The sequence below is a fragment of the Streptomyces sp. 8L genome, assembly GCF_020176795.1.
GTDB lineage: Bacteria > Actinomycetota > Actinomycetes > Streptomycetales > Streptomycetaceae > Streptomyces.
In genome coordinates, this window is record NZ_JAIUKE010000283.1 from 1 (window position 1) to 16,588 (window position 16,588).

Consider the following 16,588-nt stretch of genomic DNA (forward strand, 5'->3'; position numbering starts at 1 on the left):
GGAGCCGTGGCCGGATGGAGGCTAAGGCGCGGTGGGGCCACGGCAGGGGCAGAGGCCAAGATGGAGGCTGGGTCGGGACGGGAGCCGTGGCCGGACGGGGGGCTAAGGCCCGGACTGGGGCCACGGCAGGGGCAGAGGCCAAGGCCGGGCCAGGGCCGAGACCGGGACGGGGCCGCGGGCACGGCCTCGGCCCGGACCCGCTCCCGCCCGATCGCGGCCGGCCTGGGCACTCAGGCCACACCTGTGACCGTGATGGTGACCACAACGAGCGCCTCGCCTGTCTCTCCCGTTCCTCCAGGCGTCTCCTTCGCCACCGCCGGTCCGGCTGATTCCAGAGCAGTTGCCGCCGCATATTCCGCAGCCCTACGCACCGCACGGGCCACATCCACGGCGCGGTGTCCCTCCGCCGTCACCAACTGGACTTGTATCCGCCAGCGGCCCGATGCCGTCTCGTATCTGACCCGCACCCCGGTCGCTGTCCGTGGTGCGAGGCGGGCAGTGCCGCGGACTATATCCGCGAGACCGGGCCGCAAGAACGCGACGCCCGCCGTGGCCCGGGCGGCCTCCGCTACCTCACGAGTCAGCAGCAAGGCCATGTCGCGCCTGTTGACGTCGCTCACCGCTGATACCTCCGCTCCCTGTCTCTCTCGGTTCCGCCCGCCATCTCGGCGAGCCCGTCGTCCAACAGGTCGACCACCGATACGTCTATGGCCCGCACATCGATGCCCACCGCCTCATGCGCTGCGTCCATCAGCCGCTCGCGCACATTCTGGGCAAGATCGGGCAGAGTCCACGACATGGTCGCCGCCACTTCGAGATACACATCGACGGGCCCGCGTCCCGGAGTCACGACGACCTGGCGCTCGAACGCCTCCGCCACTTCGGCCGCCGTGCGGGCCCCGGTCTCTCCGCCGGCGAGCCCTCCGTCCTCCTCCGAGGTCTCGGCGCTCCCTGTGGCCAGGGCGGTAGCAGCCGATGACCCGGCGTTCCTGGACTCCGCCCTCATATCGGCGGTATCCGCGGCGGCCTCATCCTGTGTCGCGGAAGGCCGGACCTGGCAGCTGCCTGCGCGTACCCCCGGCAGGGTCTCCGCCGCTCTTCGCAGTACTTTCGCGAGAGCGGCCTCCACGATCCAGGAGTCTTCGTCCGGCTCGCCGAGAGGCAGGGTGCGACCGGGACGCAACTCCAGCCTGACGATGTCCATCACCCGTGCCGTGACGGAGTCGACGCGACTCGCCCACCGCTCGTCCTCGCTCCCGTCATCGTTGATGCCTTCGCCGGGGGCGCTGTCCTCTGCCTCACCCACGAAGTCCTGCAACACTTGCAGGCGCTCCAGCGCCGCAGTGCAGTACTGGCATTCCGCGACGTGAGGGTCGGTGTCCAACTCGTAGTTGTCCCACGCCTCCCACAGCAGCGCGAGAGCGCGCCCGCAGGGCAGCAGTTCCTCCGTTTCCTCGTCCCGCTCCACGTTCAGACCCTCCTCCCGGGCCGCGCCCCGGTCTCCGCCCCTCTCCGAATCCCGGCCCCACGACGGCTGGTTGTTGTTCATCGCCATGCCACCATCGCCTCCGTCAAAGCGCGGCGTGCCCGATAGATCCTGCCGCGTACGGCCTTCTGATTGATACCTACCGCCGCCGCGATGTCCTCGTACGACAATCCGTAGAGCTCACGCAGCACCCAGCAGGCCTGCTGCTCCGGCGAGAGGATGCGCAGCGCCTTCCCCAGGTCCGACACGGCGGCCGAGGTCTCGGCGGCGCGGGCCGGCGAGGCCGTGTGGTCGGGCGCGGGCGGTTCCGGTACCGCGTCCAGTGGAGTGGTCGGATGGCGTGCGCGCAACTGATTGAGGCACTTGTTCGTCACGATGCGGAACATCCAGGTCGCGAACTCCGAGTCTCTGCGGAAGCCTGGCAACCTCCTCCAGGCGCTCACGAGTGACTCCTGCACCGCGTCTTCCGCGTCCCCTCGGTCCGACACCAGCCGGTTCGCCAGCCGCAGCAGCTCTGGCGTATGCCTGCGCACCAAAGTCTCGAAGGCGTCCGCGTCACCCTCGCCGGCTCGTACCGCCAGCAACGCGTCGTCCGGCCAGGTGCGGCGCCTTGGTGTCCTGGCTCGTCTGACCTGCCTTTCCCCTACAGGCACGAACGGCCTCCTTTCCCCGTGCTTGCTCGATTGCTTGGACACGGCGGCGGACGTGATCGTCACGCCAGTTCGCCGGGAAAAAAATTTCGATCAATCTGCGCGGAGCGCGTGACGAATGCGTTGCGGTGGTGTCCAACGGTTGTCGGCACCCACCAGGACTGGTTCCTGGAGCGGCGTGCCCACGCGAGTTCGCGTGTGTACACGTGCACCAGCGAGTGCGCGCGCAGATGTTCGGACAGGCGCATGTGCGGTTGTCCGCAGAGAAGTTGCAGGCAGGAAGACCCGAGGAGGACCTCATGACGACATCCGCAGCATTCACCGGAGCGAAAGGCGTCCCGGCGGCCCCGACCACCCCGCCCTCGCAGGCTCCCCGTCAGGCCGGAGCCCAGGGAGTGACGACGGTGGACGCGGGACACAAGGGATCGGACGCGCCCGCCGGCACGCGGGGGAGGACGATCATCGCGAATGGTGTGGTGGAGAAGATCGCGGGAATGGCTGCGCGCGAGGTCCCTGGCGTGTACGTGCTCGGAGGCGGCGGCCTCAGCCGCACCTTGGGTGCCGTGCGGGACCGGGTACCGGGCGGCGGGAAGACAGGCCTCGGGCGCGGCGTCAAGGTGGAGGTCGGTGAGCGGCAGACGGCGATCGACCTGGACGTCGTCATCGAGTACGGAGTCGCGATCCAGGACTGTGCGGCCGAGATCAGGGAGAACGTGATCTCCGCTCTGGAGCGGATCACGGGCCTGGAGGTCGTGGAGGTCAACATCGCCGTCGGCGATGTCCATCTGCCGGACGAGGACTCGCAGCAGGAGAGCGACCTGCGCCTGCAGTAGAAGGAGACGGGCCGGGGGCCGGAGCATCCCTCGGCGGCCGGGGCGCCACGGGCGGCCGCCCCGCAGGCCATTCCGACTCACTTTCCACGGGTAGCCATATCTGGGTGTTGCTCTCACGTACAAGTGCGGTTGAGAGCCCCGGGTCCGGCAGAGGAGGAGCAATGAAAGAGTGGTCCGCGCTGGGCCTTGTGGCGGGAATGGCATTGGGGTTCGCCGGCTATTTCGGTGGCTTCGGGGCGTTCCTGCTGGTAGCAGCGCTGGGAGCGGTCGGATTCGGCGTGGGCCGGATAGTTGATGGTGACCTCGACATTCAGGACCTGTTGCATCCGGACCGGCGCAGGAGGCCATGATGGCGCTGGGGACGCCCGTTGCGGGCGAGAGCGACGACAGTCGGGCATCCGGCGATGGCGCGGTCGTGACCGGCGATGAGCGCAGGCGCAGAGGGGCGACAGTCGTCAGCGATCGTGCGACGCGGCGGATCGCCGCCCAAGCCGCCGGAGAAGCGCTCGCGGCGCTCCCGCACGCTGCAGCCCGAGCGACCGCGGACACGCGTCGTGGCAGAGCGAAGATCGAACTGGAAGTCGACCTGCCGTATCCCGTCGACATCGACGCCGTCTGTGCACAGGTGCGCCAGCATGTCCTCGACCGGACGGGGGCGTTGACCGGGGTGCGAGTCGCCGCCGTCGATGTGCTGGTGGGTCGGCTGACGCCGGTTCGAGCGCTGGGCGACGGGAGGGTGGTGTGACCATGCGGGAGACATCCGGTGGGCCAAGTCTGATGGCGCCGAAGGCGAGGCGGCCATGGTCGCCTCGGCGCGGCCTCGCGGCTGTGTGCGCCTTGCTGGGCGCGGTCGGCTGCGCCACGGTGTTGTACGACGTTGTGTCGGTGCGCCTCGGCGGAACGCCCGCTCCTTGGCGCCATGCTCTGCTTGACCGGGTCTATGGTCTGAGCAGGACGGCCGTGTCGGTGGGCGTGATCGCGGTGGTGCTGGTGCTTGCGGGGATCGGGCTGGTCTGGCTCGCGCTGACGCCCGGTGCGCGCACACTCGCACCCATGGTGCCGCCGAGCGCCGATGTACGGGCCTCGCTGGACCGGTCGGCCGTGGTTCTGCTGCTGCGTGATACCTCGCTGGAAGTCCCGGGTGTGGGCGCGGTGAGAGTCCGCGTACGGCGGCGGAAGGTGCGCATACGGGCGACGGTGCGTTTCGGCGATCAGGCCGAGATTCGGGAGGCGTTGATCCGCGCGGCCACGGGGAAATGTGACCGTCTGGGGTTGGCCAGGCCACTCACATTGAGGGTCCGCGTGCGCCCTGACGACGACTGGGTGCCTCCTGCGAACGAACCCTCTGCGAACGAACCCCCTACGGACATGCCTGTGGAGCACATTGCACAGCAGGGGCACGGCCGAGAACAAGGCCAAGAGCAAGGCCGAGAACCGGGGCAGAGGGCCGGCGAGGCCGCTGCTCCAGTGAGAACGGAGAAATGAACGAGGGAGAGAACGGGGAGAGGAAGCAAGCGGCCACATGGAAGGGTGAGGGTGGTGAGCGGTGTGCGCGGAGTGGCGAACAGAGTCCTGATCGCGTTGGTCGGACTCGTGGTGGTGGCAGCCGGTGGCTGGCTCGGCGTCACCTGGCTGGTCGGGCACGGCAGGATGGAGACTGATCTGCCTTCCTGGTGGCCGGGGTTGGGCGCGCATGAGCAGATCGCGGATCGAGCGGCGGTCGACCGCATCAGGGAGCATGGCTGGTGGACTCCCGTGGTGATCAGCGGGCTTGCCGTGGGGCTTGTGTTCTTCCTGGGATGGTTGTTCATGCAGGCAGGTGCCCGCGGGCCGGCGGCTCTCGCGCTGAGGCGGTCCGGTGCGCGGTTGCGCAGGACGACGCTTGAACGCGCCCTGGGGATCGAGGTGGAGGCACTGCCAGGTGTGGCCGGGGCACGGGCGCGGCTCAGCATGAAGAGAAAGAGGCGCCGCGGCATGTACCACCCGGGCTGGTTCCGTGCCCGGATGACGATCGTCCTCGAACCGTACGCGGAGCCGGGGCCCGTACTCGAAGAGTTGATGCGCGGTCCTCTGGCCGACATCGGCAGCTCCACCGGGTTCGGCATACCTCGGACAGCCGTGCGGATGCGGGCGGCGTCGCACCGCGGGCGCAAGGTGCGCTGACCAACAACCCGCCGGTACCGTGCCTTCGGCCCGCAGCCACTGGCCCGGGTCAGGCCGCAGCCCGAGCCCAGCTCGCGATTGAGGGCCTGGTTCTGTCATGGTGCTGGCTTTCGGGTAGGCCCTGGCTGGTGTAGGACGGCCTCAGCCCTACGCTCTCCGGCCGTTGTTCCCGGCGCGGTGCCGGTCTGGTGCCAGACCTCGGACTCGGTGGCGCTTTCGTGCCGGTCAGGACGCGTTCGTGCCGGGGCGAGGCGGGTGGCCGCGCATACCCCACTCAGCCGAGGCTCATGGGCCGCGGAAGCTTTCACGCCGGTCCACCCTGCCGCGTATCGGACGATCCGAAGCACCGCCCGTAGTCAAACGTCCCGCTGTGGACGCCTCTTCGGTGGCCAGGGGACGAAACCGCTTGTGCGGGAGGCGTAGTCGGCGAAACCTGGGCGGTGTGCCATGTGGCGCTCCAGCAGCCGTTTGCCACTGCCCTTTGTCAACAGCAGCGACATCACGACGGGGCTGACAACGGTTGCCGCGGCCGTCCGCCAGTCGGCGCAGGCGAACAGGTACAGCCCCCACCACACGCAGAAGTCGCCGAAGTAATTGGGGTGACGCGTCCAGCTCCACAGGCCGCGGTCCATGATGCGGCCCTTGTTCGCGGGATTCGCGGTGAAGACCTCCAGCTGGCGATCCCCCACCGCCTCAAAGAACAGACCCAGCAACCACAGCGCGCAGCCCGCATACACCAACGGCCCTACCGGGTGCGGGAGGTACTGCGCGGCCTGCACCGGCAGCGACACCAGCACGACGAGGAGGGCCTGGAGCAGATACACCGTCCGCAGTGCCCGCAGCCGCGCATTGCCCGAGCCCTTGGCCAGTAGCTTCTCGTAGCGGGGGTCCTCGCCCTTGCCCCGGCCGCGATGGGCGATGTGAAGCGTCAACCGCAGCCCCCAGATCACGGTCAGTGCCGTGACGAGACCCTGCCGAGCGCCGTCTCCCTCGCCTCGGGCGACCGCCGCCGCGACCGAGATGGTGCTTGCCACGGCGAACGCCGCCCCCCAGGCGATGTCGACATAGCGGTGTCTGCCCTTCGAGACGCCGACAGCGAAGGTCACCAGCATGACGGCGAGCACACCGCCCGCCGAGACCCCGACCCCCGTTCCGAACGAGCCCCAAGGAAAGCCGCTCACCACTGGCCCTCGCCCACCCTCGCGGCGCCGCCCGTCCGGGCCAGCACGATCTGCCGCACGTCCAGATAACCGGAGCGGAACCCCGCCTCGGAATACGCCAGATAGAAGGTCCACATGCGCCGGAATGTCCTGTCGAAGCCCAACGCGTCCACCTCGGGGGTCCGTTCGGCGAACCTCTCCCGCCACAGCCGCAAGGTCTCGGCGTAATGAGCACCGTAGCCGTCCATTCGGACGGGCCTCAGATCCGTGAGGTCACGGCTGATCGTCTCTATGGCCTCCACCGACGGGATCACCCCGCCGGGGAAGATGTACTTGTGGACCCAGGTGTAGGTGTCCTTGGTGGCGAGCATCCGGTCGTGCGCCATGGTGATCGCCTGGAGCGCGACGCGCCCGCCGGGCACCACCAGGCGCTCCAGGCTCTTGAAGTACGCCGGCCAGAACTCCACGCCCACGGCTTCGATCATCTCGACACTGACCACGGCGTCGAAGATCCCCCCGACGCTCCGGTAGTCGCACAGTTCGATTGTCACGGCGTCGGCGTGACCCGCGGCCCGGACCCGTTCGCGGGCTAGGTCCCGCTGTTCCGCGGAGAGGGTGACGCTGTGCACGCGTGCCCCGCGCTCCGCGGCCCGCACGGCGAGCTCACCCCAGCCCGTGCCGATCTCCAGCACCCGTGTGCCGGGGCCGACCTCCGCCGCGTCCAGCAGCAGGTCGATCTTGCGGCGCTGTGCGTCCGCCAGCAGGGCGCGCTCGGCGGGAAGCGCGCGGAAGACGGCCGACGAGTAGGTCATCGTCTCGTCGAGGAAGAGCGCGAACAGTTCGTTGGACAGGTCGTAGTGGTGCTGGATGTTCTCGCGGGAGCCCTCGGGAGTGTTGCGCTGTGCCGGGGGGTGCCTGGGCGTGAACGCCTTCCGGAGGTGTTGCAGCGATGCGGGGACGAGTTGATCGGCATGAGCCGCGAGCACGGTCAGTACGGCGACGAGATCCGGGGCGTCCCACTCTCCGGCCATGAAGGACTCGCCGAAGCCGATGAGCCCTCGGGTGCCGATCCTCCGGTGGAAGGCGGCCGGGTCGTGAAGGGTCATGCGCGGCCCGCCGAGCCCGATGGGGCCGGAGACATCGCCGTTGATGTGGACGTAGAGCGGCAGACTGCCCAGTGCATGGCGCACGATGCGCTCTGCGATCGCCGTCCGGGCTCGGGAGGATCGGGGCAGCCGCGCGATGTCGGGCCAGCGCACCGGGTCGAGCGTGCCGGCGCCCGCCGTGTCCGGAGAGTGTGCGGCGGACGGGTTGTGGTGCGGGTACGGGGAGAGGGTCACGTCTTACTCCATGCCTTTCTGGTGCGGAGGTCGGGGGCGGGGCTGGACGGGCAGACCGCGCAGCACCCTGAGCGCCGTGCCGTGCAACCGGATACCGATGGAGACAGCGGCGGTCGACCATGGATGGCGCAGAGCCGCAAGGAGCAGCTCCCGGCGGCCGGCGGGGATGGGCTCGCCGCGCACGGTCGCGGTGAAAGCACGTCCGCCAGGCCGGTCCAAGTGGACGGTGAGGCAGAGTCGGCCGTCGGGCTCCGGCACGAGCATCGTGTAGTCCCCGTCGACGGGGAAGAACGGCGAGACGTAGAAGTCCTTGCCGACCATGGCGCGTCCGCTGTCGTCCGTGTGCAGCAGATAGCAGTGCCGCTCTCCGTAGGTGTTGTGGACCTCCGCCACCACACAGGCGGTCGACCCGTCCGGGCGGTGGCACCAGTACAGGGTCAGGGGGTTGAACACATGGCCGAACACACGGGCGTGCGCGAGCATCGTGACGGCCCCGCCCGCCAGGTCGATGCCCCGTGCGGCGAGGAAGGCGTCGAGTCCGGCCCTGATGGTCGGCAGGTTTCCGCCGAAGTGGTCGCGCGCGTCGAAACGGGCCAGCGGGCGCAGCCACCAGGGCAGTACCGGGGGCTGGTCCGGGTCGATCAGCCAGAGGTAGGTGCGTACGCGGAAGGCATACCTGCGGGGCGCCCTGCGGATGTGCGCGACGGTGCACGGGTAGAGAGCGGGTGTCGCGGGTCCGGCCGGCGGGTCCGTTCGGGACTCCGCCACCGCCGTCGCCGCCGGGGACGGGGGGAATGCCGGGGGTTTCGGGGTCACCAGGCCACTCCGAGTGACGCGGCTGCCCGCACCCCCGAGCGGCAGCCGTCTTCGTGGAAGCCCCAGCCGTGGTAGGCGCCGGCGAAAGCGGTGGTGCAGCTGTTCAGCGTGGGCAGGCGGCGTTGGGCTGCCACCGATTCCGGTGTGTAGACGGGGTGTTCGTAGTCCATGCGGGCCACGACGCGCCGTTCGTCGACGAGGTCCGCGCCGTTGAGGGTCACGACGTACCGCTCGGGTGCGTCGAGGCGTTGGAGGCGGTTCATGTCGTAGCTGATGCGGACGGCGGCGGCGCCGGCGTCGCAGTCGGGGAGGAGCATGTTCCAGGAGGCGCCGGCGCCGGGTGCGCCCGGCAGTAGCGATGTGTCGGTGTGGAGCTGGGCCGGATTGCGGGAGTAGCGGAAGGCTCCGAGCACTTCTTGCTCAGCGGCGGTCGCGTCGGTGAGGAGCGCAAGGGCCTGGCCAGGGTGGACGGCGAGCACCACCCCGTCGTAAGACTCGGCGCGGCCGTCTTCGGCCGTGACCGTGGCACCGCGCTCGCCCCGTGTCACGGCGCGTACGGGAGTCGCGGTGTGGACGGCCGTGAGCTGCTTGCCGATGCGCTCCACGTAGGCCCGCGAGCCTCCGGTCACGGTGCGCCAGGAGGGGGAGCCTCCGACGGACAGCAGGCCGTGATGGTCGAGGAAGCGGAACAGGTAGGGGGCGGGGTAGCGCAGCGCGGTCTGCGCGTCGCAGGACCAGACGGCCGAGACCAGGGGAGTCACGAAATGTGCGACGAAGTACGACGAGAAGCCGCCCGCGGCGAGGAAGGCACCGAGTTCGGGAACCTGCTGGGCCGATTTCTCCGGCTCCTGCTGGTGCTCGTGACCCAGGCGGTCGCGAACTGGTCCTTGGTGTCCGGATTGTTCGTTCGGCGGGTGTTCGTGAACCTGCGCCAGGAGACGCCGTGCGGCGCGGTGGAAACGCGGGATCTCGGCCAGCATCCGCAGGTACGAGGGGTTCAGTGCGTTGCGCGGCTGGGCGAACACGCCGCGCAGACCGCGCGCGCCCGCGTATTGAAGGCCGCAGCCCTCGCACCGTACGGACATGCTCATCTCCGATTCCTGGGTCTGTACGCCCAGTTCCCGGAAGAGGCGGAGAAGGTACGGATAGGTGCGCGCGTTGTGCACGATGAAACCGGAGTCGATGTGGTGAATCCGCCCGTCGGCGGAGGGCACGTCGTGCGTGTGCGCGTGGCCGCCGAGCCGGTCGTCCGCCTCGTAGAGCGTCACCTCGTGACCGCCTCTGCACAGGATGTGGGAGGCCGTCAGCCCCGCCACTCCGCTGCCCACGACGGCCGTGCTCCGTGCCGCTCCACTCATCGCGCTCCTTCCCACCAGGGACGCACGGACGCGCCCCTCACGTGGTTCTTCGGAGCGGAGGAAGGTGAGGACTGGTTCGAATCGTGATCCGGCCCGGATGTGCCGGGTGATGTCACTCCATCGCGTGAACGACCAATCCACGGAGCCGATCGCGCCGAATGGCGGTCGTGAGTGCAGAGGGAGACGTCATCACACCGAAGGCCCGGCCCGGGCGTCGGCCCGGCCGTGGACTTCGTGTCCTGCTCGGGGCGGCGAGCGGTCTGGTCTCGGGTTTCGCGGCGCTCGCCGTGGCGGAGCTCGTGTCGGCCGGCGTACGGCCCGAGGCGAGTCCGGTCACCGCGGTGGGCGGTGCGGCCGTCGACCGCACCCCGCCCGCGCTGAAGGACTTCGCGGTACGGCACTTCGGTACCAACGACAAGGCGGTGTTGCAGCTGGGCATTGTGGTCGTCCTCGCGCTGTTCGCCATCGCTGTCGGCGTGTTCGCTGTGCGGTACCGGCGGGTCGGTGCCGGAGTCGCACTCGTCTTCGGGGCCGTGGGTGTGGCGGCGGCTTCGACCAGGCCGGACGCGCGCTGGCCCGACGTCCTGCCGTCCGCCGTCGGCGGAGTGGTGGCATGTGCGTTGCTGTTCTGGCTGATCGGGCGGGTTCCTGTGGCGTCTGGCGGCCTGGCCGGTGCTGGGGACCGGGCTGGTACGGAGGACGGGGAGGCGGCGCTCGCACCGGTAGCCCCTTCCGAGGCCGGGGACGAGTCTCAGCTTCGATCCGGTTCTCGGTCTCATTCATCGTCTCGGTCCCAGCGTGCGGCCCCGCCCGTGCGGGGTGTACGCGGTGTGTTCGATCGCCGTGGGTTCGTCGTCGCGGCGACGGCCGCCGCCGCGGCCTCTGCCGGAGCGGGCGCCCTCGGACGACATCTCAACAGTGACAAGGCCGCGGCGCAGGCGGCGAACCGGGCGGACATCGTGCTGCCCCGCCCCACGTCACCAGCTCGTCCGGTTCCGGCGGGGGTGCATCCGGCAGTGCCCGGGCTGAGCCCGTTCATGACACCCACCAAGGACTTCTACCGGGTCGACACCGCGCTGGCCGTGCCGCACGTGGACGCCATGGCGTGGAAGCTGCGGCTGCACGGGCAGGGCGTGCGGCGGCCGGTGACACTGACGTTCCAGGATCTCCTGGGGCGCGAACTCGTCGAGCGTGACATCACGCTGACCTGTGTGTCCAACGAGGTGGGCGGCCCCTACGTCGGCAATGCCCGTTGGATCGGAGTGCGCCTGGCCGACGTGCTCAAGGAGGCCGGAGTACGGCCTCCTTCGCAGGGCGGGCCCGCCGACCAACTGGTGGCGCGTTCGGTCGACGGGATGACCATCGGTTCTCCCGTGGAGACGGTCATGGACGGACGGGACGCGCTGCTCGTCCTGGGGATGAACGGCGAGCCGCTGCCCTTCGAGCACGGCTTTCCGGTGCGGATGCTGGTGCCCGGCCTGTATGGATACGTCTCCGCCTGCAAGTGGCTCACCGACCTCGAACTGACCACGTTCGAAGCCTTCGACGCCTACTGGGTCAAGCGCACGTGGTCGCGTGAGGCACCCATCAAGACGGAGTCGCGGATCGATACGCCTCGCCCGTTCGCCAGCCCGAAGGCCGGGGTGGTGCCGGTCGCCGGTGTGGCGTGGGCGCAGCGCCGAGGCATCGCGCGGGTCCAGGTCAGAGTGGACGGCGGACCCTGGCACGAGGCAAAGCTCGGCGCGGAGGACACGCACGACACCTGGCGCCAGTGGGTGTGGCCATGGAACGCGACGTCGGGCAGCCACACGCTGGAGGTCCGCGCCACCGACCGTACGGGCTACACGCAGACGGACAAGCGTGTCGGGACGGTGCCGAACGGTGCCACAGGCTGGCATTCGGTGGTGGTCGCCGTGCCCTGATCCCGAACGAGATCCGGCGGTCGCATCGTTCGCCCGCCCCCACAGGGGGTATCGGCGATCTTCCGGCCCTGCGGGTCAGCGGCGTCGAACGTGTCACCGGCGGTTCGGTGACGTTCCGGGCGCCGACGGCTGGCGAGTTGCCCGGCATCGCGACCCCGTCGCCGCGCGGGCGGACGGGCCCGGACCGACGGGAAACCTGTCGGCTTCCCGTCACAACCAACAACCAACCCCCCTCGGTGCACCAAGCGGTGCGCCAATCAGAAGGAGAGACATCATGTTTGCCAAGCGTTTCCAGCGGACCGCCGCGATCACGGCCGCCGCGCTCGCCCTGCCTGTCGTCCTGTCCGCGTGCTCCAACGACAGCGGCAAGGACGGTGGCAAGTCCGGCGGCTCCGCCGCATCGTCGTCCGCGGCGATGCCGCCCAAGTCGTCCGCGGCCGGCGCTCCGAGCGCGATGGACGAGCCCTTCGGCCCTGCTTGTTCGTCCGTTCCGAAGACGGGTGCCGGCAGCTTCAACGGCATGGCCCAGGACCCGGTCGCGACGGCCGCGTCGAACAACCCGGACCTGTCCACACTGGTCACCGCCGTGAAGAAGGCCGGGCTCGTCGACACGCTCAACAATGCCAAGAACATTACGGTGTTCGCGCCCACCAACGAGGCGTTCGCCAAGATCCCGAAGGCACAGCTGGACAAGGTCCTCAGTGACAAGGCGACGCTCACGAAGATCCTGACCTACCACGTGGTGGGCCAGAAGGTGACGCCGTCGCAGCTCGGCGGGGGCACGTTCACCACACTGGAGAAGGGCCAGGTCAGGACGTCAGGCTCGGACCGGACGTTCAAGGTCAACAACGCCGCGAACATCGTGTGCGGCAACGTGCCGACCTCCAACGCGACGGTGTACATCATCGACAGCGTCCTGATGCCGAAGATGTGATCCGCTGCCGGCGGCGCGTCGCGGCATGGCCCGCGCAGGGCCGTGCCGGACGGTAGGGACGGCGGGGCGGTCACCCACATCGGGGTGGCCGCCCCGCCGTCCCTCTTCAGGCAGCCGGTCGGCGGCCCGGGCCCGCGACCCCGGCCTCGCGACAGCCCAGCCCCGCCACGGCCAAGCGCCGCGGCAACCGCGGCAACCGCGGCTCCGCGGCGACCCGGGCTACCCGGCTACGTGGGGAACTTCATCAGCGCGAGCGGGTTCGACGTCGGTGACGTGGAGCCGCCGGCCGGTTCGACGGTGATGCCCATGCCGGACGCCTTGCCGATGTGGCCCGTCAGCAGCACGGCCTGCGACGCCGAAGGTGAGGTGATCAGACCGGCGGACCGCATCGTGCCCGTGTCGTCGTACCAGAGTTGGTAGACCTTGCCGTCCGGGGGTTTCGGCAGTCCGGACGCGATGAACGCCGCCCGGTTCTGGGAGCGGGAGACGACGACCGTGCCGCTGGCGCCGTCGTTGAGTTTTCCCGCCACCGTGCGTGCGTCGGGCGCCGACAGTACGGCCGCCAGCCGCCGGGAGCCGTCCTGGGCGGCTTGTGCCTGCGCGCGTGCGTCCTGTGCCTCCTGGTGCTGCCATACGGCGATCCCGCCGAGCCCGGCAGCCGCCGCGACGCACACCGCGAGGGCCCACCGCGTCAGCGTCCGGTGGCGCTGGACACCCGCACCCGGGCGGCCGGTCTCCCGCACGGCCGGCGGCAGTTGGCGCTCGGTCGCGACGAGCCGCATGACGCGTTCCTTGAGCATGTCCGGCGGGACCGCGGACACGGCCAGGCCGAGGCGCCCCGCGGTCGCCGACAGCTCGGCCACCTCCTGGGCGCAGGCGTCGCACGCCAGCAGATGGCGCTCGAACTCGGCGCTCTCGTCCGGGGCGAGCGCGTGCAGCGCGTAGGCACCGGTCAGGGTATGCAGGTCAGCGGTGGTCATACCGTTACCCCCAGGCAGTCGCGCAGCCGGATGAGACCGTCCCTGAGCCGCGTCTTCACGGTGCCGAGCGGTACCGACAGGAGCTCCGCCACCTCGCGGTACAGGAGCCCCTGGTAGTACGCGAGGGTCACCGACTCGCGTTGCAGTTCGGTGAGCGTCCGCAGGCAGCGCCGTACCTGCTCCCGTTCCAGCCTGGCCTCGACCTGCTCGGTCACCTCGTCGAACGACGGGGTCCGGGCCAGCAGCGCCGCCTTCTGCTCGCGCTCGCCGGCCGCCTGTACGGAACGGACCCGGTCCACCGCACGCCGGTGCGCGAGCGTCAGCACCCAGGTCATGCCGCTGCCCTTGTCGTGCCGGTAGCGGGCGGCCATGCGCCAGACCTCGAGCAGTACCTCCTGCGCCACTTCCTCGGACTGCGCGGGGTCGCGCAGCACGGAGCGTACGAGCCCGAGCACGGGCCCGCAGACCATGTCGTAGACGCGTGAGAACGCCTCCTGATCGCCCCGTGCCACCTGGCCGAGCAGTTCCTCAAGGTCAGGCCCCACGGGGGCCGGTCCGCCGATCGGGACGGCCTCTTTCACGCGGCTCTCCTCCGGATGTGGTTCTTCGCGCATGCCGCGTGGACCGCGGAACGTCAACGCGCATTCGTTGCCGCGGGCCGAAGGGATTGGTGGGACGGGCACGGGCGCCGTACCCACAGGCGCCGACCCGGTGAGCGGCCCCGCTCGGCCCCGGCCCGGCCTCGCTCGCCGCCCGCGCCTCTGTCCTCCTGACTCCTCCCGCGTCCGTGTTGCCGCCGCCTACCCGGTCATCGCGGCAGGACGCGTGGTGGTGGCGGTGGCACGCACATCGTCGCGGTGGCGCCGGGGCGAGGGACCGATCCGTCCCCCGTTGGTGGGCGTTGCTGACGGGCGCGGACGGCGTCACCCGGTGACGGCGAACTGACGCATTGGGTACGGTGGGTGACGCCGTGTTACGAAGCGGCGCGTGACCGCCCCGCGAACTCCGCCGCGAGCGCACGCCGCGAGGGGGCCGCCACCGACCGGAGGGACCGACGACCGCCATGACCGAGCTCGACATCACGGAATCCGAATTCGGCGAAGGCAGACTCGTCGTGGCCCCGGCGTCGGACGCCGACTGGGCGCAGGTGGAGCAGTGGGCGGCCGACGAGAACTGGAACCCCGGCCTCCGGGACGGGTTCTGCTTCCGGCCCACCGACCCGGAGGGGTTCTTCGCGGGCAGGATCGGGGATCGCCCGGTCTCCGCCGTCTCCGTCGTCAGGTATTCCGAGCGGTACGCGTTCCTCGGCCACTACCTCGTCCGTCCCGGCCTGCGTGGGCGTGGCCTCGGCCTCGCCACCTGGCGTGCCGCCGTGCCGCACGCGGGAGCGCGGACCATCGGCCTCGACGCCGTACCCGAGCAGGAGGCGACCTACCGGAGGTCCGGCTTCGTCGCGGCGTACCGCTCCCTCCGGTACGGAGGCGGGCCCGCGCGTCCCGCAGGTGCGCCGGTCAGCGGCGTGGAGCGGGCGGCGGGGGCCCGGCTGGACGCTCTCGCCGCCTACGACGCGCGCTGCTTCCCCGCCGAGCGGCGCGCGTTCCTCGGCCGGTGGCTGACGGAGCCCGGGCACGTGGGGTACGTACGGCTGCGGAACGACGTGATCCGCGGGTACGGAGTGATCCGCCCCGCGCGGTCCGGCCACCGCGTGGGCCCCCTCTTCGCGGACACGCCCGAGGACGCGGGCGCCCTGCTCGACGCGCTGATCGCGCACGCGACGCCGGAGGGAGGCGTTTTCGTGGACGTTCCCGAGGGACATGAGGCGGCCCGCGCGGTGGCGGAGGCGCGGGGTCTGGCGCCGGTGTCGCACACGGTACGGATGTACGCCGGCGAGGCGCCGCGCGTGGCCGAGGAACGCGTCTTCGGCGGTACCAGCCTCGAACTCGGCTGACGACGGCCGGAAGACGGGCGAAGAACGGGCGAAGGACGGGCGGGACCGGGCCGTCTCGCCCCGTGCGGCGCGGTGGGGGGCCGCTCCCGTTTCAGGTGAGGGAGCGGCCGTCCGGGGCCGACGCGCGGACGGAGCGGGGGAGCGCTCACGACCTGCGTTCTTGCCCCCCTTCCTCGTATCACAGAAACCGGCGGGATGATCCCGGCCGGTTGACTCGTTTACGGCGGCTTGGTGAGAAGACGGCCGCGGCCCGGCCTCCGGAATCGAAGTGTCCGCGGGGGAGTGCCGGACGGCGGGCGTCGCGCGTCGGACCGTGCGCGCCGGACCGGCCTCGGACGCTGACCGGACCGGCCTCGGACGCCGCGCCGGACCGGTCTCAGACGCGGGGGAAGCGTGCCTGGAGGTCCCACACCAACACATTGTTCCCCAGCCCTTCGTGCATGTCCGTGAGGTCCGCGAGCACGTCGTGCAGGAAGTCGCGCGACTCGCGGCGCAGCGCGCGGTGGCTGAAGGTGAGCGGCGGTTCGTCGGCCGGCATCCAGTCCGACTCGACCTCGACCCATCCGAACCTGCGCATGAACAGCATCCGGTCGCTCGACTCCGTGAAGTCCAGCTCGGCGTACTGGGGCTGGGCCGCCCGGTTGCCGCGCGGGTCGCGGTCCAGCTGTTCCACGATGTCGCACAGGGCCCAGGCGAAGTCCAGTACGGGCACCCATCCCCAGGCTGTGGACAGCTCCCGGTCGGCGTCGGTGTCGGCCAGGTACACGTCCCCGCAGAACAGGTCGTGCCGCAGGGCCCGGGTGTCCGCCGTGCGGTAGTCCGTCTGCGGCGGGTCGGGAAAGCGGCGGGAGAGCGAGTAGCCGATGTCGAGCACCCGCAGATCGTGTCATGCCCCGCGCGGCGCGCACGCTCTCGTACCCAGCCCACGCGCCCGTACCCGCCCCGCCCTGCGCGGTCGCGGTCCACACGCCTCGCGCCGCTCCCGCCGCTCTCAGGCC

At 70.5% G+C, this 16,588-nt stretch carries 17 protein-coding genes; 8 read left to right on the top strand and 9 right to left on the bottom strand.

Translation table 11 applies throughout. From position 1 onward, the window contains the following. Positions 1-616: 616 nt before the first annotated feature. Positions 617-1,555: a hypothetical protein gene (locus LCE31_RS22775; RefSeq protein ID WP_225017007.1), complete on the bottom strand. Its 939-nt coding sequence runs from the start codon at positions 1,553-1,555 to the stop codon at positions 617-619. Beyond that, positions 1,546-2,139: an RNA polymerase sigma factor gene (locus LCE31_RS22780; RefSeq protein ID WP_225017008.1), complete on the bottom strand. Its 594-nt coding sequence runs from the start codon at positions 2,137-2,139 to the stop codon at positions 1,546-1,548. The genes LCE31_RS22775 and LCE31_RS22780 overlap by 10 nt, the downstream gene beginning before the upstream one ends. Before the next feature lie 296 nt (positions 2,140-2,435). Between LCE31_RS22780 and LCE31_RS22785 the strand changes: the two genes are divergently transcribed. The 5 genes from LCE31_RS22785 to LCE31_RS22805 all read left to right on the top strand — a co-directional run bounded on the left by LCE31_RS22785 (position 2,436) and on the right by LCE31_RS22805 (position 5,132). Further along, complete coding sequence (locus LCE31_RS22785; protein ID WP_225017010.1) at positions 2,436-2,969, top strand: Asp23/Gls24 family envelope stress response protein; 534 nt, start codon at positions 2,436-2,438, stop codon at positions 2,967-2,969. 161 nt (positions 2,970-3,130) lie between these two features. Continuing rightward, entirely contained in the window at positions 3,131-3,319 is a 189-nt protein-coding gene (locus LCE31_RS22790) for a hypothetical protein (RefSeq protein ID WP_225017012.1), read from the top strand. Then, positions 3,316-3,714 carry a hypothetical protein gene (locus LCE31_RS22795; RefSeq protein WP_225017014.1) on the top strand — a complete coding sequence of 133 codons (399 nt, stop codon included), beginning with the start codon at positions 3,316-3,318 and terminating at the stop codon, positions 3,712-3,714. The genes LCE31_RS22790 and LCE31_RS22795 overlap by 4 nt, the downstream gene beginning before the upstream one ends. 308 nt (positions 3,715-4,022) lie before the next feature. Next, positions 4,023-4,454 (top strand): DUF6286 domain-containing protein, encoded by a 432-nt coding sequence (locus LCE31_RS41305; protein ID WP_374118526.1) that lies wholly within the window; start codon positions 4,023-4,025, stop codon positions 4,452-4,454. A gap of 72 nt (positions 4,455-4,526) precedes the next feature. Then, positions 4,527-5,132: an alkaline shock response membrane anchor protein AmaP gene (locus LCE31_RS22805; protein ID WP_225017016.1), complete on the top strand. Its 606-nt coding sequence runs from the start codon at positions 4,527-4,529 to the stop codon at positions 5,130-5,132. Positions 5,133-5,488: 356 nt separating this feature from the next. On the opposite strand, the gene LCE31_RS22810 is transcribed toward LCE31_RS22805, so the two are convergent. The 4 genes from LCE31_RS22810 to LCE31_RS22825 are packed head-to-tail and all read right to left on the bottom strand — an operon-like array spanning position 5,489 to position 9,806. Beyond that, the gene (locus tag LCE31_RS22810) at positions 5,489-6,313 is read right to left on the bottom strand and encodes a DUF1295 domain-containing protein (protein WP_225017035.1); all 825 of its coding nucleotides are present in this window, start codon (positions 6,311-6,313) and stop codon (positions 5,489-5,491) included. Next, complete coding sequence (locus tag LCE31_RS22815) at positions 6,310-7,632, bottom strand: class I SAM-dependent methyltransferase (protein WP_374118524.1); 1,323 nt, start codon at positions 7,630-7,632, stop codon at positions 6,310-6,312. The genes LCE31_RS22810 and LCE31_RS22815 overlap by 4 nt, the downstream gene beginning before the upstream one ends. Positions 7,633-7,635: 3 nt before the next feature. Further along, entirely contained in the window at positions 7,636-8,400 is a 765-nt protein-coding gene (locus LCE31_RS22820) for a DUF1365 domain-containing protein (protein ID WP_225017018.1), read from the bottom strand. Between the two features lie 44 nt (positions 8,401-8,444). Next, a complete protein-coding gene (locus tag LCE31_RS22825; protein ID WP_225017020.1) occupies positions 8,445-9,806 on the bottom strand; it encodes an NAD(P)/FAD-dependent oxidoreductase in 1,362 nt (453 codons plus the stop codon). Positions 9,807-9,964: 158 nt separating this feature from the next. Here LCE31_RS22825 and LCE31_RS22830 point away from each other — a divergent pair, with 158 nt between their 5' ends. Continuing rightward, positions 9,965-11,728 (top strand): molybdopterin-dependent oxidoreductase, encoded by a 1,764-nt coding sequence (locus LCE31_RS22830; RefSeq protein WP_374118525.1) that lies wholly within the window; start codon positions 9,965-9,967, stop codon positions 11,726-11,728. 274 nt (positions 11,729-12,002) lie between these two features. Beyond that, complete coding sequence (locus LCE31_RS22835) at positions 12,003-12,662, top strand: fasciclin domain-containing protein (protein ID WP_225017022.1); 660 nt, start codon at positions 12,003-12,005, stop codon at positions 12,660-12,662. 227 nt (positions 12,663-12,889) lie between these two features. On the opposite strand, the gene LCE31_RS22840 is transcribed toward LCE31_RS22835, so the two are convergent. Together LCE31_RS22840 and LCE31_RS22845 are read right to left on the bottom strand one after the other, a co-directional pair. Then, entirely contained in the window at positions 12,890-13,642 is a 753-nt protein-coding gene (locus tag LCE31_RS22840; RefSeq protein WP_225017025.1) for an anti-sigma factor, read from the bottom strand. Then, positions 13,639-14,223 (bottom strand): sigma-70 family RNA polymerase sigma factor, encoded by a 585-nt coding sequence (locus LCE31_RS22845; RefSeq protein WP_225017027.1) that lies wholly within the window; start codon positions 14,221-14,223, stop codon positions 13,639-13,641. The genes LCE31_RS22840 and LCE31_RS22845 overlap by 4 nt, the downstream gene beginning before the upstream one ends. Positions 14,224-14,705: 482 nt before the next feature. Here LCE31_RS22845 and LCE31_RS22850 point away from each other — a divergent pair, with 482 nt between their 5' ends. Continuing rightward, positions 14,706-15,590 carry a GNAT family N-acetyltransferase gene (locus LCE31_RS22850; protein WP_225017029.1) on the top strand — a complete coding sequence of 295 codons (885 nt, stop codon included), beginning with the start codon at positions 14,706-14,708 and terminating at the stop codon, positions 15,588-15,590. A 376-nt stretch (positions 15,591-15,966) separates the two neighbouring features. Here LCE31_RS22850 and LCE31_RS22855 read toward each other — a convergent pair whose 3' ends face one another. Then, the gene (locus tag LCE31_RS22855; protein WP_225017031.1) at positions 15,967-16,464 is read right to left on the bottom strand and encodes a hypothetical protein; all 498 of its coding nucleotides are present in this window, start codon (positions 16,462-16,464) and stop codon (positions 15,967-15,969) included. Positions 16,465-16,588 lie beyond the last annotated feature (124 nt).

What these genes read in the sequence shown, in the direction of transcription:
- LCE31_RS22795 (WP_225017014.1), top strand. Translation starts at nt 3,316, where the DNA reads ATGATGGCGCTGGGGACGCCCGTTGCGGGCGAGAGCGACGACAGTCGG.
- LCE31_RS22835 (WP_225017022.1), top strand. Translation starts at nt 12,003, where the DNA reads ATGTTTGCCAAGCGTTTCCAGCGGACCGCCGCGATCACGGCCGCCGCG.
- LCE31_RS22775 (WP_225017007.1), bottom strand. Translation starts at nt 1,555, where the DNA reads ATGGCGATGAACAACAACCAGCCGTCGTGGGGCCGGGATTCGGAGAGG.
- LCE31_RS22830 (WP_374118525.1), top strand. Translation starts at nt 9,965, where the DNA reads ATGGCGGTCGTGAGTGCAGAGGGAGACGTCATCACACCGAAGGCCCGG.
- LCE31_RS22785 (WP_225017010.1), top strand. Translation starts at nt 2,436, where the DNA reads ATGACGACATCCGCAGCATTCACCGGAGCGAAAGGCGTCCCGGCGGCC.
- LCE31_RS41305 (WP_374118526.1), top strand. Translation starts at nt 4,023, where the DNA reads ATGGTGCCGCCGAGCGCCGATGTACGGGCCTCGCTGGACCGGTCGGCC.
- LCE31_RS22850 (WP_225017029.1), top strand. Translation starts at nt 14,706, where the DNA reads ATGACCGAGCTCGACATCACGGAATCCGAATTCGGCGAAGGCAGACTC.
- LCE31_RS22840 (WP_225017025.1), bottom strand. Translation starts at nt 13,642, where the DNA reads ATGACCACCGCTGACCTGCATACCCTGACCGGTGCCTACGCGCTGCAC.
- LCE31_RS22825 (WP_225017020.1), bottom strand. Translation starts at nt 9,806, where the DNA reads ATGAGTGGAGCGGCACGGAGCACGGCCGTCGTGGGCAGCGGAGTGGCG.
- LCE31_RS22790 (WP_225017012.1), top strand. Translation starts at nt 3,131, where the DNA reads ATGAAAGAGTGGTCCGCGCTGGGCCTTGTGGCGGGAATGGCATTGGGG.